Annotated in this window: 13 protein-coding genes; 2 read left to right on the forward strand and 11 right to left on the reverse strand. The window is 59.8% G+C overall.

Features of this window, described 5'->3' with window-relative positions:
* Positions 1-148 precede the first annotated feature (148 nt).
* Complete coding sequence (locus C9E91_RS15015) at positions 149-919, forward strand: glycosyltransferase family 25 protein (RefSeq protein WP_245407503.1); 771 nt, start codon at positions 149-151, stop codon at positions 917-919.
* A gap of 9 nt (positions 920-928) precedes the next feature.
* On the opposite strand, the gene C9E91_RS15020 is transcribed toward C9E91_RS15015, so the two are convergent.
* Positions 929-1,759 (reverse strand): outer membrane protein, encoded by an 831-nt coding sequence (locus C9E91_RS15020; RefSeq protein ID WP_107109084.1) that lies wholly within the window; start codon positions 1,757-1,759, stop codon positions 929-931.
* 243 nt (positions 1,760-2,002) lie between these two features.
* Entirely contained in the window at positions 2,003-2,854 is an 852-nt protein-coding gene (locus tag C9E91_RS15025; protein ID WP_107109085.1) for an outer membrane protein, read from the reverse strand.
* A gap of 318 nt (positions 2,855-3,172) precedes the next feature.
* Between C9E91_RS15025 and C9E91_RS15030 the strand changes: the two genes are divergently transcribed.
* Positions 3,173-3,727, forward strand: a complete 555-nt coding sequence (locus tag C9E91_RS15030; protein ID WP_107109086.1) for an SH3 domain-containing protein — start codon at positions 3,173-3,175, stop codon at positions 3,725-3,727.
* Between the two features lie 116 nt (positions 3,728-3,843).
* Here the strand turns inward: C9E91_RS15030 and glmM are convergent, their stop codons facing one another.
* The 9 genes from glmM to tolA (C9E91_RS15075) form a co-directional block, all read right to left on the reverse strand.
* A complete protein-coding gene (glmM, locus tag C9E91_RS15035) occupies positions 3,844-5,196 on the reverse strand; it encodes a phosphoglucosamine mutase (protein ID WP_107109087.1) in 1,353 nt (450 codons plus the stop codon).
* 284 nt (positions 5,197-5,480) lie between these two features.
* Positions 5,481-5,684, reverse strand: coding sequence for a GDCCVxC domain-containing (seleno)protein (locus C9E91_RS20005; protein WP_331371117.1), 204 nt, complete (start codon positions 5,682-5,684; stop codon positions 5,481-5,483).
* 303 nt (positions 5,685-5,987) lie between these two features.
* Entirely contained in the window at positions 5,988-7,931 is a 1,944-nt protein-coding gene (gene ftsH / locus C9E91_RS15045) for an ATP-dependent zinc metalloprotease FtsH (protein WP_107109089.1), read from the reverse strand.
* 124 nt (positions 7,932-8,055) lie between these two features.
* Positions 8,056-9,339 (reverse strand): tRNA lysidine(34) synthetase TilS, encoded by a 1,284-nt coding sequence (gene tilS, locus C9E91_RS15050; RefSeq protein WP_245407504.1) that lies wholly within the window; start codon positions 9,337-9,339, stop codon positions 8,056-8,058.
* Positions 9,340-9,383: 44 nt separating this feature from the next.
* Positions 9,384-10,439 (reverse strand): tol-pal system protein YbgF, encoded by a 1,056-nt coding sequence (gene ybgF / locus C9E91_RS15055; protein ID WP_107109091.1) that lies wholly within the window; start codon positions 10,437-10,439, stop codon positions 9,384-9,386.
* Between the two features lie 160 nt (positions 10,440-10,599).
* On the reverse strand, positions 10,600-11,133 hold the full coding sequence (pal, locus tag C9E91_RS15060) for a peptidoglycan-associated lipoprotein Pal (RefSeq protein WP_107109092.1): 534 nt from the start codon (positions 11,131-11,133) through the stop codon (positions 10,600-10,602).
* Positions 11,134-11,405: 272 nt separating this feature from the next.
* Entirely contained in the window at positions 11,406-12,710 is a 1,305-nt protein-coding gene (gene tolB / locus C9E91_RS15065) for a Tol-Pal system beta propeller repeat protein TolB (RefSeq protein ID WP_107109457.1), read from the reverse strand.
* 20 nt (positions 12,711-12,730) lie between these two features.
* A complete protein-coding gene (gene tolA / locus C9E91_RS15070) occupies positions 12,731-13,153 on the reverse strand; it encodes a cell envelope integrity protein TolA (protein ID WP_107109093.1) in 423 nt (140 codons plus the stop codon).
* Positions 13,153-14,466 carry a cell envelope integrity protein TolA gene (gene tolA / locus C9E91_RS15075; RefSeq protein ID WP_107109094.1) on the reverse strand — a complete coding sequence of 438 codons (1,314 nt, stop codon included), beginning with the start codon at positions 14,464-14,466 and terminating at the stop codon, positions 13,153-13,155. Before tolA (C9E91_RS15075) ends, tolA (C9E91_RS15070) begins: the two co-directional genes overlap by 1 nt.
* Positions 14,467-14,473: the final 7 nt, after the last annotated feature.

Below are 14,473 nucleotides of genomic sequence, written 5' to 3' on the forward strand. Positions count from 1 at the left end.
CGCCGGTGGATAAGCTTCGCGCAGCATAATCACGTTAAGTTAGCCACACAAAAGCTGGCATCTTTGCAGACACCCACCATATGTAATGGCGTTGAATGGATCTGCGCCGACAGATGAAGAACAAATGTCTTTAATGTATCAAGCCATATTGTCCGAGAGTCCCCGCACGCCCGTGCAGCCGCTGCCCGTTTACCTCATCAATATTGATCGGGCGACGGACAGATTGGCGGAAATTAACCGGCAGAGCAATCAATTCGGCATCAAGATCGAGCGCGTCGAGGGTGTCGACGGCGCTCTTTTGCCGCGGAATCAATGGATCGACGTCGATCACGATCGCTTCCAGCGCCGGCATGGCAGGGTCATCCTGCCCGGCGAATATGGTTGCTATCGCAGCCATCTGATGGCGTTGCGCCAATTTCTTGCCGATGGCGGCGAATCGGCCGTCATCATCGAAGACGACATTGCGCTGGACGGTGATTTTCTCGCCCGCGCCATGGCTGCGAAGGAAGCAGCTCCCAGCGCCGACGTCATCAAGCTCGTCAACCATCGCTGGGGCGGTTTCCTGGCCGCGACCCGCACCCGTACGGGAGATGTGATCGGCCGCTGCCTTTTCGGCCCACAAGGCTCGACCGCTTGCTACCTCGTAACACGCAGCGGCGCGGAAAAGATTGTCAAGGCGCTCGCGGTCATGTCCCTGCCCTGGGATGTCGCCGTCGAACGCGGTTGGGATATGCACACATCCATCTTCACCACGCGTGCCAACATTGTCGGTTTCAGTCCGCTGCAGCGGACCACGATGATCGGCTGGCGCCGCGACTATCGTGCCGCGAAATCCACGGCATGGCGCCGCATTCCAGCGCACCTCTTCCGCACCTTGGATTTCTTCCGCCGCATCGCCTACGTGCTGACGACGCCGTAGGGAGCGATCCTACCAGGTGGTGATTCGCAAACCGATACGGATCTCGTGTCGCGACAAAGCTCCGTCACGACCCATCGTGCCGCTGGCGCCGGCCGCCGAATCCGCGGCCGAATAGCCGAACATGTCACCCCCGGCGATATGTGAGAAGCGATAGCCGAGATCCAGCTTCACATTCGGCGCCACCTCATAGGCGACGCCGGCCATCAAGGCATAGGTCATGCGCCAGTCGCTTTCGCCGGGATAGCGCGTACTGACCGAAGCAGCACCACCGCAGCCAGAGACGCCGTCGACGCAGGAGCCGATGGCATTGACGTTGCTCCAGGAGACCCTTGTAGCCCCCAGGCCGGCGCCGACATAGGGCGTGAAGCCGGCGAGCGTGCCGAGATCGACATAGCCGTTCACGATCAGGCTGCCGGCTTTGAAAGAGGAGCGCGCTTTGCTGGAGCAGCCCGTACCGGTCACGCCACCGGCGCAGGGCGAAGCGCTTGAAATCCGGCCATCGAAATCGCCGCTGAAATAGTCGCCGGTGACATCGGCACGCAACAGATCATTGAACTGATAGCCGACGCCGAGACCGCCCGAAAAATCGCCGCTGAAGCGATCGGAATTAAAGCGGCTGGAGCTGTAATCGCCGCTGGTGGAATCATACGTGCGGAAGGTCGTGTCGTCGTGGCTGGCATTGACGGCATAGCCGAGATCGCCGCGCACGTACCAGCCCCGGGCATCCTTGACGCTGACTTCGGGCATCTTGATTTCCGGCGGCAGATCACTCGCAAAGGCAGTGCCCGCAACCGCGCCCGCCATTATCGCGGCCAGCGCCAAAGCGTCGAAACGGATCATCACCCCTCGCCTTCCAACCTCGGGCCGGCGCTTGGCTTTCAAGCCGACCTGCCCCTGTCGTCCCCGCCATTCTGGCTCTCCCAAAGGAGAGACCGGACGGAGCCGCAGCCATTCTCATTTCATTAACCATAGGGAATTTATGGTTAATGAAGGTTTAAAACGCGGCTGAATTGCTTAACGGCGACAGAAAAAAAGCCGCCCGGACGAACCGGACGGCTTTTCAAGGGCTTGGACTTGGGAGGCTTACTTATAGACCGGCTGCTGGACCGGGATATCAGCCGGCGGCATGTAGCTGGCCGTCTGGCAGCCGCCGAAAGTATAGCGGGCGCCGATGCGGGCTTCATGCAGGTTGAGGCCCTTGTCGTAGCCGGGACCGCCGTTTTCCGCATAGCCGAACATATCGCCGCCTTCGACGTGGCGGTAGCGATAGCCGACATCGGCCTTGAGATTGCACGAGAGATCGATCGAAGTACCAGCCATCAGCGCGTAGGTGAAGCGCCAGCTACCGCGGCCTTTATGCGTAACGGTGTCGTCGCAGGAGCTCGAATCGGCGTCGGAGCAAGACGTATTCTTCAGGTTGCTCCATTTAACGTAAGTGCCGCCGAGACCACCGCCCACATAGGGGGTGAAGATGCCGTAGGTGCCGATATCGACATAGGCGTTGGCAAGCAAGCTATAGGCCGTCAGCGACGCTATGTCTCGGGAGGTCGCAGGCACGGCAGTGAAACCGGGGCCGCAGGCGCCGCAATCGCCGCTCGTCGAACCCTTGAAATCGGACTTGAAGAGATAATCCAGGGTCACGTCCGTGCGCAGGTAGTTGTTGATCTGGTAACCGACACCGCCGCCGAGCGTCACATTGTCATCGAGCGAGGCGCTATCGAAATCGACAAGGCTGGAGTTGGAGCCCTGGAAGTAGTTGGCGCCGCGCAGATTGGTGAAGGTGTAACCGATATCGCCGCGCAGATACCAGCCGCTCGACTGGCTGACGGCCACTTCCGGCGCCGGCTGAGCCGGCTCCGGCGTATAGAGATCGGCTGAAAAAGCGGATGTGCCGAAAAACAGAGCGGCAGCGGCTCCCATCAAAGTTCTCATCATGGCTTTGGCTCCAAATTTATTGGCATTGGCACGACAAACGCCCGCCAATCAAAAGACATGATAAGGATAATGAATGATAAGGGTTAAAACCTAATTAACTACGAATATTTACCCTGTTTACTTGCTCGATATACTTTGCGCAATACATTAGTAATTCATAAAATTAAATTTGAGAGAGCGGATTGTCTTGGCCGATAGGCTTTTACAGCAGGGGCGGTCAGGCTCATAAGGCCAAGCTGTTTCCGGCTTCTAAACCAATTGGCAATAATCGGGCCGTTACCATGAGCAAAGCCGGGGCGTAAAACATGGAGGAAGTCTTTGACTTACTTTCACAATCTGTACGCTGGTCTATGCCTCGCACTTATCTTTCTGGCGACGGCCTCCTACGCTGGACCAATGCGGATACAGCCCGTCGCGGCTACGAGTTGGAACAAGGGGCTGGAAACGGGGCTGCCGATTCCTCGCTACGTGTCGCTGAAGGCTTATAAAGCCCGCATGCGCGTAGGACCCTCAACGATCTATCCGACAAAATGGATCTATATGAAACCCGGCCTGCCGCTGGAGATTATCGACGAATACGGCCATTGGCGGCAGGTGCGCGATGACGCCGGCACCACCGGATGGATGCATAGCGCGCTTCTTTCCGGACTGCGCACGGCGGTCGTCGGGCCATGGCTGAAAACAAACGCAATGCTGCGCCGAAGCCCGGACACAACGGCCACACTCATCGCCGAACTGCAGCCCGGCGTCCTGCTGCAGCTGCGCTCCTGCACCGGCACTTGGTGCAGTGTCTCCGTGCAGAAGCATTCCGCAAGCGGCTATATCAGGCAGAGCATGCTCTGGGGTGCTTATCCCGGCGAAATGTTCCGGTGATCCTCTTGACGGGGGCGATACCGGCGACACTCGCAACCACCGCTAAGCGAGACCGACGGCCGCCTCTGTGAGGCGGCCATAAACTCATGCAAATATGCAAATAGCCGATAGCTTAATCAGGCAGCGTTGCGAACGTTTGAGATCACATCGATCAGGCCGCCAACGATGCGCTCGATCTGACCGCGGTCATCGCCTTCCGCCATGACGCGGATCAACGGCTCGGTGCCGGAGGGGCGGATAACCAGGCGGCCATTGCGGGCCAGCTCACTTTCGGCATCGGCGATCGCCTGGCGCACCTGGATGTCTTCCAACGGCTTGCCGCCGGAAATGCGGACATTACGCAGGAGCTGCGGCACCGGTTCGAAGCGTCGGCAGACTTCGCTGACCGGTTTGCCGGTGCGCTTGACCGCAGCCAGGATCTGCAGCGCCGCCACGAGGCCATCGCCGGTCGTGCCGTAGTCGGAGAGCACGATATGACCGGATTGCTCGCCGCCGACATTGTAGTTGTGTTGGCGCATATGCTCGACGACGTAACGGTCGCCGACTGCCGTGCGGGCCAGTGCCATGCCCTTATCTTCCAGGAAGCGTTCCAGACCGAGATTGGACATGACGGTCGCAACAATGCCATTGCCGCGCAGCAACTGGTTCTCGGCCCAGCTCTCAGCAATGACGGCCATCAGTTGGTCACCGTCGATGATCGTTCCGGTTTCGTCGACGATGATGACGCGATCGGCGTCGCCATCGAGCGCAATGCCAATATCGGCGCGCACTTCGTCCACCTTCTTCTGCAGTGCGACCGGGCTGGTGGAACCACAATTGAGATTGATGTTCGTGCCGTTCGGCTCGTTGCCGATGGTCACGACGTCGGCGCCGAGTTCCCACAGCACGGCGGGCGCGACCTTGTAGGCGGCGCCATTGGCGCAATCGATGGCGATGCGCAGGCCCTGCAGCGTAACGTCGCGCGGCAGCGTGCGCTTGGCATGTTCGATATAGCGGTCATGCACGCCGTCGACGCGCTTGGCGCGGCCGATATTCTCGGACTTGGCGAGATGCACCGTCATGTCCTTTTCCAGCAGATCCTCGATCTTCGTTTCGAGGTCGTCGGAAAGCTTGTAGCCATCAGGGCCGAAAAGCTTGATGCCGTTGTCTTCGTAAGGGTTGTGCGAAGCGGAAATCATGACGCCAATATCGGCGCGAAGCGACCGTGTCAGCATGGCGACCGCGGGCGTCGGGATAGGGCCAAGAACGAACGCATCGACACCGGCTGCGGTGAAGCCGGCCACCATGGCGTTTTCCAGCATGTAGCCGGAGAGACGCGTATCTTTACCGATGACCACTCGATGGCGATGACTACCCCGATGGAAGATCGTGCCGGCGGCGATACCCACGCGCATGGCAAGATCCGGCGTCATCGGATAGATATTGGATTGACCGCGGATTCCGTCCGTTCCGAAATAGCGACGTTTCATATGCACTCCCGTGATTGCAGCGTCCCTCTGAGGGACTGCGGCATCCCGTTCTCCTCCCCGGAATTCCATGGGCGGCGCGAACATCGATGCTTGAGGCTCATGCCATACATTGCAAAACTCAGCACTTAAATTACCGAGAAAGCGTATTACAACGCGTTACCGTTAATAAGCACTAAAAAAGGCCAGTTCTCCACTGAAACGGAACCGCCCCCTAGTCTATCGGCGTAAATGGCGATGGCCGTTGGTACGGCTGCGGTGGAACTCCGAGCATTTCTCATACATCCTCAACGGTGTCGCCCGCCCTGAGCCTGGATCGATGGGCAAGCAACGGTTCCATATGAGCAGAACACACAGCAATCACCGACCTTTGGCCGAAGGATGACACCGCAGCCCTTGCATTCATAGAAATGCTGGCAAGCGTCGGTTGGCATCGTTTCGGTCGCCTTGAAGCGGCAGATCGGACAGGTAATCGTTGAGCTGAGGATCACGGATGCTTCATGCATAGAGATGCCCGATCGTCAGCAGGGCAACAGCGGCGACGGGACCGGCTGATGTTGATTTTCGGACTGCAGCCCTCCACGACATGAATGCAGACGAGGCCGATGCTTTGACCGACAAGAACATCGCGGACCACAGACAACGGATCCACCCTCCACTCATTTTCGATTCTCGGGCCTTCATCGATACCGGCCTCCGCCTCCGTTCGTTACCCGTAGCTACCAAGAAAAAGGCCAGTCCCTTGCTAAATGGGAGCTGGCCTCTTCGTCTGCATGTTCAATCGATCCTGTGCGTCAGCGTGGCTGCGGTTCGAAACCGCCCTCGGGCTCGTCACCCTTGGTGCCAAGCGGGCCATCCTTTTTAGCGCCGGTCTTCGGCACAGCCGAGCCACGGCTCGGGGGTGTGTCGTCACCGAGATCGCGAGCGGGCTTTTCGCCGCGAATCAGCGCCTTGATCTCTTCGCCGGTCAGCGTTTCGTATTCGAGCAGGCCTTCGGCCAACGCCACGAATTCGTCGTGCTTGGTGGTGATGATGTCCATGGCCTGTTTGTAAGCCTGGTCGATCAGGCGGCGCACTTCGTTGTCGATCTTCTGCGCGGTCGCCTCGGAGACATTCTTCGACTGCGAGACGGAGTGACCGAGGAAGACCTCCTGCTGGTTTTCACCATAAGCAACCTGGCCGAGTTCATCGGAGAAGCCCCACTGCGTGACCATGGCGCGGGCAAGCTTGGTCGCCTGCTCGATATCCGAGGACGCACCGGAGGTGATGTTCTCCTTGCCGAAGGTCAGTTCTTCGGCAACGCGGCCGCCCATCATGATGCAGAGGCGCGACACCATCCACTTGTAGCTCATCGAGTAGCGGTCGCCCTCGGGAAGCTGCATGACCATGCCGAGCGCACGACCGCGCGGAATGATGGTCGCCTTGTGCAGCGGATCGGCGATGGCGACATTGAGCGCCGTGATCGCATGACCAGCTTCGTGATAGGCCGTGAGCTTCTTTTCCGCCTCGGTCATTGCCGAAGAGCGGCGCTCGGCGCCCATCATGATCTTGTCCTTGGCGTCCTCGAATTCCTGCATGGTGACCAGACGCTTGTTGCGGCGCGCGGCCATCAGGGCGGCTTCGTTGACCAGGTTCATCAGGTCGGCACCGGAGAAGCCGGGCGTACCGCGGGCAAGCGTCTTCAAATCGACGTTCGGAGCGAGGGGCACGTTGCGGGCGTGCACCTTCAGGATACGCTCGCGGCCGACGATGTCCGGGTTCGGCACGACAACCTGACGGTCGAAGCGGCCGGGACGCAGCAGCGCCGGGTCAAGAACGTCGGGACGGTTGGTGGCGGCAATGAGGATGATGCCCTCATTGGCCTCGAAGCCGTCCATCTCGACCAGCAACTGGTTCAGCGTCTGCTCACGTTCATCGTTACCCCCGCCGAGACCGGCGCCACGATGGCGGCCGACGGCGTCGATTTCGTCGATGAAGATGATGCAGGGCGCATTCTTCTTCGCCTGTTCGAACATGTCGCGGACGCGGCTTGCGCCGACACCGACGAACATTTCAACGAAGTCGGAACCAGAAATGGTGAAGAACGGCACATTGGCCTCGCCGGCAATGGCGCGCGCCAGAAGCGTCTTACCCGTGCCCGGAGGGCCGACGAGCAGAACGCCGCGCGGGATACGACCGCCAAGACGCTGGAACTTCTGCGGATCACGCAGGAATTCCACGATTTCTTCGAGGTCCTGCTTGGCTTCGTCGACACCGGCGACATCATCGAAGGTGACGCGGCCATGCGCCTCGGTCAACAGCTTGGCCTTGGACTTGCCAAAGCCCATGGCACCACGCGAGCCACCCTGCATCTGCCGCATGAAGAACAGCCAGACGCCGAGAATCAGGAGCATCGGCAACAACGTGCCGAGATAGCTCAGGAAGCTCGAGGAACCATCCGATTCCGGACGGCCGACAATGTTGACGTTCTTGCTTTGCAGGCGTTCAAGCAGGCTGTCATCCACGACCGGAGCATAGGTCTGGAAGGGCGTTCCGTTTTCGACATAGCTGCCGACCACGCGATTGCCGGTGACGGTGACGTCGCGGACGCGGCCTGAATCAACTTCCCGAAGGAATTGCGAATATGGAATTTCCCTGGAGCCTGTTTGTGCCGGCGCGTTCTGAAACATGCTGAACAGAGCAATCAGCAACAAAGCTATGATTGCCCACAGAGCGAAATTACGAAAATTAGGGTTCATCGAACTCCCCAGCACTGAAACTTCCGCCGTTGAGCGGCGGCATTACTTGTTCCCTAACATAGGGTTGCGCCAAGCCCTTGCCAAGGCAAACCGCGTCACCACATGCTTTTTCCGTCAATAACTCTCAAAGAGGCGGCCGCACATAGGGTTCTCGACCAAAGCAGGTCGACAACCGATCCGCAAATGTGAGATCGAATCGTGTCAAAAAGCGGTCGAAAGGCGCAAGATACGGCACAATCACGGCAGACGCGGCGTTCTCGCCATCATCGGCGACCATTTGTGGCAGCACCGCCCGCGCACGCTGCACGGCACCTTTCGGCAAACCCTCCGGAAATTCCGCTGTACCTTTTACCCCTGCTGCTTCGATACGGACACTGGCCGGACCGTGATTGGCGATCCAGAAGCGGCCGTCCCAAATGCCATCCGCGCCCGAAGCCAGCACAAGCGGTTGGATACCGCGGCTTTCGCGCATGAGATAAAGCCCGTCCCGGCGCAGGTCGAAAACAACCCCGCCCGCCGTCCGCCGTCCCGGCTCCCCCTCGCCGATGAAATCCAGGATGCGGCGCATCCGTTCGCGTCCCGGCCCGTAGGGCCCACCGCCGAATACGGCGGCCAGATAGGAGAGCGCATAAGAGAGCACGACCTCGTCGGCAGCCAGCGCATCGCGGCTGATGACGCAAAGCACGCCCGCATGGACTGTTGCGTATCTCTCCAGCCACGCAGCCGCATCCGTCGAAAGTGCCGCGCGTGCCGCACCGCTGTCCTGCGCCAAAGACGGCGCGGCATCTTGCGCCAGGCGTTTGCGCGTGCGCACGCGCTCGTAACGGACATCCTCATTGCTCGGATCGTCCAGCCAGGAGATGCCCCGCTGCGTAAGAAAAGCCCGAATATCCGCCCGCCGACAGGCGAGAAATGGCCTGACGATCCAGAGGCGCCGATCGAAGAGTATGGCGTCGGCAATGCCGGTGCCGGCAGTGCCCTCCCCTTCGTTCAAACGTGCTGCGCGCATGGCCAATGTTTCGCGTTGGTCATCAAGCGTGTGGGCGGTAACGACAACATTGGCAGAGAGTTCCGCGGCGATATCGGCAAGCAGCCCATAACGAGCTTCGCGCGCGGCCGCCATGATACCACTCTTCGGCTTCTCGCCCTCCCAGCGACGAACGACATGGGGCACGCCCAGGGATGCGCAGAGAGCGGCTACATCGCGCGCTTCATCAGCGGATCCCGACCGCAAATCATGATCGATCGTGGCGGCGGAAAGGGCGATGTTTGAACTCGGAAAGGATTTCAACTGCTCGGCAAGAGCAACCAGAAGGCCGATGGAATCGCTGCCGCCGGAAATGGCGACCAGAATATGGGCAGGCTTGAAAAGGGAATGAATAAAATCGGCCGCTGCAGCGTCTGGCATTTGGGCTGTGGCAGCACCAGTCACAGCGTCACCGGACATCTCGATCAGCAGGCAAGACGCTTTTGTTCGCTGGCTACCTTTGTGGTAACGGCCTTCGAAGCCTTCGGATAGCGCTTGGTCACTTCGCGAAGCGTAGCGCAGGCCGTATCCTTGTTGTCGAGGGCAGCAAGCGACATTCCGAGCTTCAGGAGCATTTCCGGCGCCTTTTCCGAGGTGCTGTATTTCTGATGCGCGTTCAGGAAGGTCTTGGCCGCATCATTGTATTTACCCTGCGAATAAAGTGCTTCACCAAGCCAGAAGTTGGCATCGGCCGCGCGAGCGCTGTTCGGGTAGCTGTCGATATACTGGCGGAATTCCTGTTCGGCGACGCTGTAGTCGCCGGACAGAACATGGCCATAGGCCGATTTATACTGATCGCCTTCGCTGCCGCCGAGCGAGGCCGTCTGCGTTCCAGAGCCCGCAGCCGGCGCAGCGCCCGAACCGTTATTGGCGCGCGTCGCCGTCGAGCCAACCTGCTTGCCACTCTGATCGAACTGGATCGAACCGAGTTGGCTCGGCGGCTTGCCGGAACCGCCACCCTGCTGCGCGGTATTCGGCGCATCGCCGCCTTGCGAATCGCTGATGACGCCGGCGATATCGTCCTGTTGCTGACCGCCGCCCGCGCCCTGGGCCGGGACATCGGCTTCGCTCTTCTTCATCGAGCCGCCAGTGCCGGTGCCAGTTCCAGAGCCGGTCGCACCGCCAGCGCCCCCGCCGCCACGCTTTTCAAGCTGCTGGAAACGGAATTCATTGTCTTCCTGCGTCTTGCGGATCTGTTCCTGCATCTGCAGCAACTGATAGCTCATTTCCTCGACGCGGCCGTTTAACTGGCGCATCTGGTCTTCAAGCTGCTGCAAGCGGACTTCGGCATCGCTGTTTTGGACGTTGATGACAGGTGCCTGCCCGATCTGCCTCTGGGGAGCCGCATTGTTCGGAACAGCCTGTTCCGTGGCATTGCGACCGCCTAAATGAAGCCCGAACAGCGATAAGGCAGAGGCGTCACGCTCACTACCGGCGACGGCGGCGAGACAAAGTAAGCTCGCCACGACAAGTTTTCTCATACGGATCATCCTGCCCATTGATTCTTCGCACCCCAGGGCGCGAACAGGAGATTTTTACAATTAATCTCAAAAAGCAACGGAGTTCGGCTAAAGTGTGGTCAAAAAAGTAAAGGCGGTCGCAAGGACCGCCTTTGTGAATTTCGAACGGAATTTCCGCCTATCAGGAACCGGCGCCATTGAGCACGGTGACGGCGCGGCGGTTCTGCGACCAGCAGGAAATATCGTCGCAGGTGGCGACCGGACGTTCCTTGCCGTAGGAGATCGTCTTCATGCGCTGAGCCGGAACGCCGCGCGAAGCGAGATAGTCCTTGGTAGCCGCAGCACGGCGAGCACCGAGAGCCAGGTTATATTCGCGCGTGCCGCGTTCGTCGGCATGGCCTTCGACGGTGATTGCATACTTCGGATAGCGGGCGAGCCACTGAGCCTGACGATCGAGCGTCTGGGAAGCGTCGGCGCGGATCGACGAGCTGTCGGTATCAAAGAAGATGCGATCGCCAACATTGACAGTGAAATCCTGCGGCGAGCCCGGAGCGGCATTGCCGGCGCCATTGAGGCCAAGGCCGTTGGCATCGTTCGGCAAGCCCTTTTTGGATGCGCAGCCGGCAAGCGAAAGGCCGACGAAAAGTGCGATCATGATCGGGTTGCGGGCGAGGTTTTGCATGTGGCCAACGGCCGGGTTTGCGATGCGGCTCATGGCCGGTCTCTCCTTACATCTCTCTATTAAGGTTGCCAGACTGTAACCGGGTTCGGTTAATCCGATTCCAACAAATATGGTTAATGATGTCCTAAAGTTGTCCCGAAGTGGTCCACTCACAGGACTTTGCGGCGACAAAGTGACGCTTGAGCGGATCAGCGATTCTTAAGGCCGCCACCCGCTCAAACTGTTTTCTTTGCATGATCTTATCCGGAACGGCTTAGCGCTTTGCGCTGCACCAACCGTCAGTTCACGATCATGCCTGGCCCGCCCTACTCGAGGAGCGGCGACCAGGCCGGGTCCGAGGCGAAGCCCGGGGTCGGGATCTTCTGTTCGTTATAACCCGTCAGATCGATCGAAAAGAGCTGCGGCCCGCTGGAGCCCTGCGCTTCGCGGAAGAACATGATGACGCGGCCATTCGGGGCCCAGGTCGGACCTTCATTATGGAAGCCTGTGGTCAGCAGACGCTCGCCCGAACCATCCGTCTTCATGACACCGATGGAGAATGTCTGGCCGGACTGCTTGGTGAAGGCAATGAGATCGCCACGCGGCGACCAGACCGGCGTCGAATAGGCGCCGTCGCCGAAGGAAATACGGCGCTGGTTGGAACCATCAGCATTCATCACATAGATCTGCTGCTTGCCGCCGCGGTCGCTTTCGAAAGCGATCTGCGTGCCGTCAGGCGAATAGGATGGCGACGTGTCGATGGCAGCCGTCGACGTCAGGCGGGTCGTCGTGCGCGAGCGCAGGTCCATCGTGTAGATGTTGGCGTTACCTTCCTGCTGCAGGCTCATGATCACCCGCTGGCCATCCGGCGAGAAGCGCGGCGAAAAGGTCATGCCAGGAAAGTTGCCGACCAGCTCACGCTGGCCCGTCTGCAGTTGCAGCAGATAAACGCGCGGTTGCTGATTGGCGAAGGACATGTAGGTCACTTCCTGCCGGTTCGGCGAGAAGCGCGGCGTCAGCACGAGGTCGCTGCCGTCCGTCAGCATGCGGGCATTGGCGCCGTCCTGGTCCATGATGCCGAGCTGCGTCTTGCGGGCAGTCTTCGGGCCGCTTTCGGCGACGAACACGACACGGGTGTCGAAATAGCCCTTCTCGCCCGTGATCTTCTCATAGATCGCGTCGGCGATGATGTGGGCGACGCGGCGCCAATTGTCCGGCTGCGCATAGAACTGCTGGCCGATCATCTGCTGGCTGCCAAAAGTATCCCACAGGCGGAACTCGGCGCGAAGGCGGCCGCCCTCCTGCGTCACCCGGCCGGTCACCAGCGCCTGAGCATTGATCGCCGTCCAGTCCTGGAAGCGCGGCGTCGAGTCGGGATTGCTGATTTTCTCGATGAAGGCCTGCTTGTTGACCGGCGCGAACAGGCCGGACCGCTGCAGGTCGGCAGCGATCACGCCCGAGATCTGAGCGCCCAAACCATCATTCGACAAAAGGTCGGTGATGGCGATCGGCATGGGCTGGACGTTGCCCTTGTTGATATTGAGTTCGACCACAGCATAGGCTGGAGTGGCGAGGGCTGCCGTCAGGCCTGCCAGCACCAGCAGGAGACGAACGAGGGATTTTCTGATCATATGTGCCAAGCCTTTCAGCATTAAAGCGCCATGTCGCTTGGTGTGAAGTTCAGGATGACTTCCACCGAGCTAGTTTCATTGTCGAATTGAGTCTGCGGCAAGTTCTTGAAAGGTGCCGCCCTGAGGACAGCGCGCAGAGCGCTTGCCGCAGCAGCAATCTGTGTCTGTTTGGGGCCGCCTCTTGTCGTGAGGTACGGCTCGCCCACGATCTGCCCAGTGCGATCGAGCCTGAGGCGAACCCGAACGTGGACATTTTTTATGCCGGGCAGCCCCGGTACGAGGTTCCAGTTCTCCGCGACTTTCTCGCAAATACTGTCCTCAGCCGCACGCCCAAGCTGATGCACGCCAGCGGCTTTCGCAGGCTCGGCTAACACGGAACCTGCTAGCATGATCCCAAGAGCCATAAGCAAGCTCAGGGCGAAACGAGGACAGTGGTTCGTCATCACATCCCCATATCCGCTGCACTGAAATTGACGACGACTTCCTGCCAGTCGTCATACTTGTCCGGCGGCAAAATTTTCAGGTAATCCACCTGCGCCCGCTGCACGGCACGCACCGCAGCGAGCTGCATGGCGGACTGCGTCGAAGCCGGTCCGCCACTCGCCGTCGCCTCCGGTTCACCGACAATCTGCCCAGACTTATCGAGCCTGAAATGCACCTTGATCCGTACATCCCCGGTACCTTCGAGGCCAGGCATCAAGTTCCAGTATTTGGCGATCAAATCACGCAGCCCATCCTGCTGGCTCTGGCTAAGCTTGCCTCCACCGAGCGATTTCATGCCGCCGCGCGAGGCGACCTGGGTATCGGCGCCGGCGGAAGCCTGTTTGGACGAACGCGCCCCGCCACCCTTCGACGATGTATTGTTCAGTAAGCTGTTGATCTGGTCAGCGAGACCATCGTCCAGACCTTTATCGGCGCCCTTGGGAGTCGAGCGCTTCTTGTCGCTGTCCTTCTGGCCGTCATCGGTCGAGGTATTCTTGCTCGTGCTCTGAGTGGTCGTCTTGTCCGTTGGCTTGGTCGCCGGCTTGGCGTCCGCCACCTGTTGAGGCTTCGCAACGGGTTTCTGCTCCGGCTTCGGATCGGGCTTTGTCTCCACGGTCTTCGGCGGCTGCACTGGCTGCGGCTTTACGTCGGGCACGGGGACCTTGTCCGCCGGCGGCTGAGCAGCCTGCTCGGTCGGGTTTTCGGTCACCGGCTTCGGATCAGCCTTTTGCGGTGTAGGGGTCGGAGTCGGCGTGGGTGTTGGGGTCGGTGCAGGCGTGACCTCGCTCTTCTGCGGGGTCGGCTCCGTTTTCTGCGGCGTCGGCGTTGGAGTGGGCGTCACGTCCGGCTTCTGCTGCGGAATGGCTGCCACTTCCTTCGGCGCGGCTTCCGTATCCTGCTGCTCGATCGTCTTGACGTCATTCGGCCGCGGATCGTTCTGCGGAACAGGCGTATCCACCTTCTTCGGTGCTAATGCCGCTGTGTCGCTCTCCGGCCGTTGAGTTGGCACGACGGGATTCTTGATATCGACGTTGTTTTCGCCAACATTCTGAGCGTTGGCGACCTGATCCTGCTTAGTCGTCTGCTTCCGCGAGACGTGATCCGTAACCGGCGCCTTCTTCTCGCCCTGCTGCATTTGATCAGCGGTGACGATATCGACATCCATCGCCGTGCTTTCCGGCGTCTCCAGAGGCGCAGGCGCACTCAGCGTCAACATGGCGCCAATCAGCACCAAGATGTGAATGACCGCAGATGTGGCGATGCTACGCTTCATGTCGATC

The organism is Rhizobium sp. SEMIA4064, from assembly GCF_003025035.1.
GTDB classification, from domain to species: domain Bacteria; phylum Pseudomonadota; class Alphaproteobacteria; order Rhizobiales; family Rhizobiaceae; genus Rhizobium; species Rhizobium paranaense.

Excerpts from the sequence above, each read along its gene's own strand:
- C9E91_RS15020 (WP_107109084.1), bottom strand. The coding sequence starts at position 1,759 with ATGATCCGTTTCGACGCTTTGGCGCTGGCCGCGATAATGGCGGGCGCG.
- C9E91_RS15025 (WP_107109085.1), bottom strand. The coding sequence starts at position 2,854 with ATGATGAGAACTTTGATGGGAGCCGCTGCCGCTCTGTTTTTCGGCACA.
- glmM (WP_107109087.1), bottom strand. The coding sequence starts at position 5,196 with ATGAAACGTCGCTATTTCGGAACGGACGGAATCCGCGGTCAATCCAAT.
- ftsH (WP_107109089.1), bottom strand. The coding sequence starts at position 7,931 with ATGAACCCTAATTTTCGTAATTTCGCTCTGTGGGCAATCATAGCTTTG.
- tilS (WP_245407504.1), bottom strand. The coding sequence starts at position 9,339 with ATGCCAGACGCTGCAGCGGCCGATTTTATTCATTCCCTTTTCAAGCCT.
- ybgF (WP_107109091.1), bottom strand. The coding sequence starts at position 10,439 with ATGAGAAAACTTGTCGTGGCGAGCTTACTTTGTCTCGCCGCCGTCGCC.
- pal (WP_107109092.1), bottom strand. The coding sequence starts at position 11,133 with ATGAGCCGCATCGCAAACCCGGCCGTTGGCCACATGCAAAACCTCGCC.
- tolB (WP_107109457.1), bottom strand. The coding sequence starts at position 12,710 with ATGATCAGAAAATCCCTCGTTCGTCTCCTGCTGGTGCTGGCAGGCCTG.
- tolA (WP_107109093.1), bottom strand. The coding sequence starts at position 13,153 with ATGACGAACCACTGTCCTCGTTTCGCCCTGAGCTTGCTTATGGCTCTT.
- tolA (WP_107109094.1), bottom strand. The coding sequence starts at position 14,466 with ATGAAGCGTAGCATCGCCACATCTGCGGTCATTCACATCTTGGTGCTG.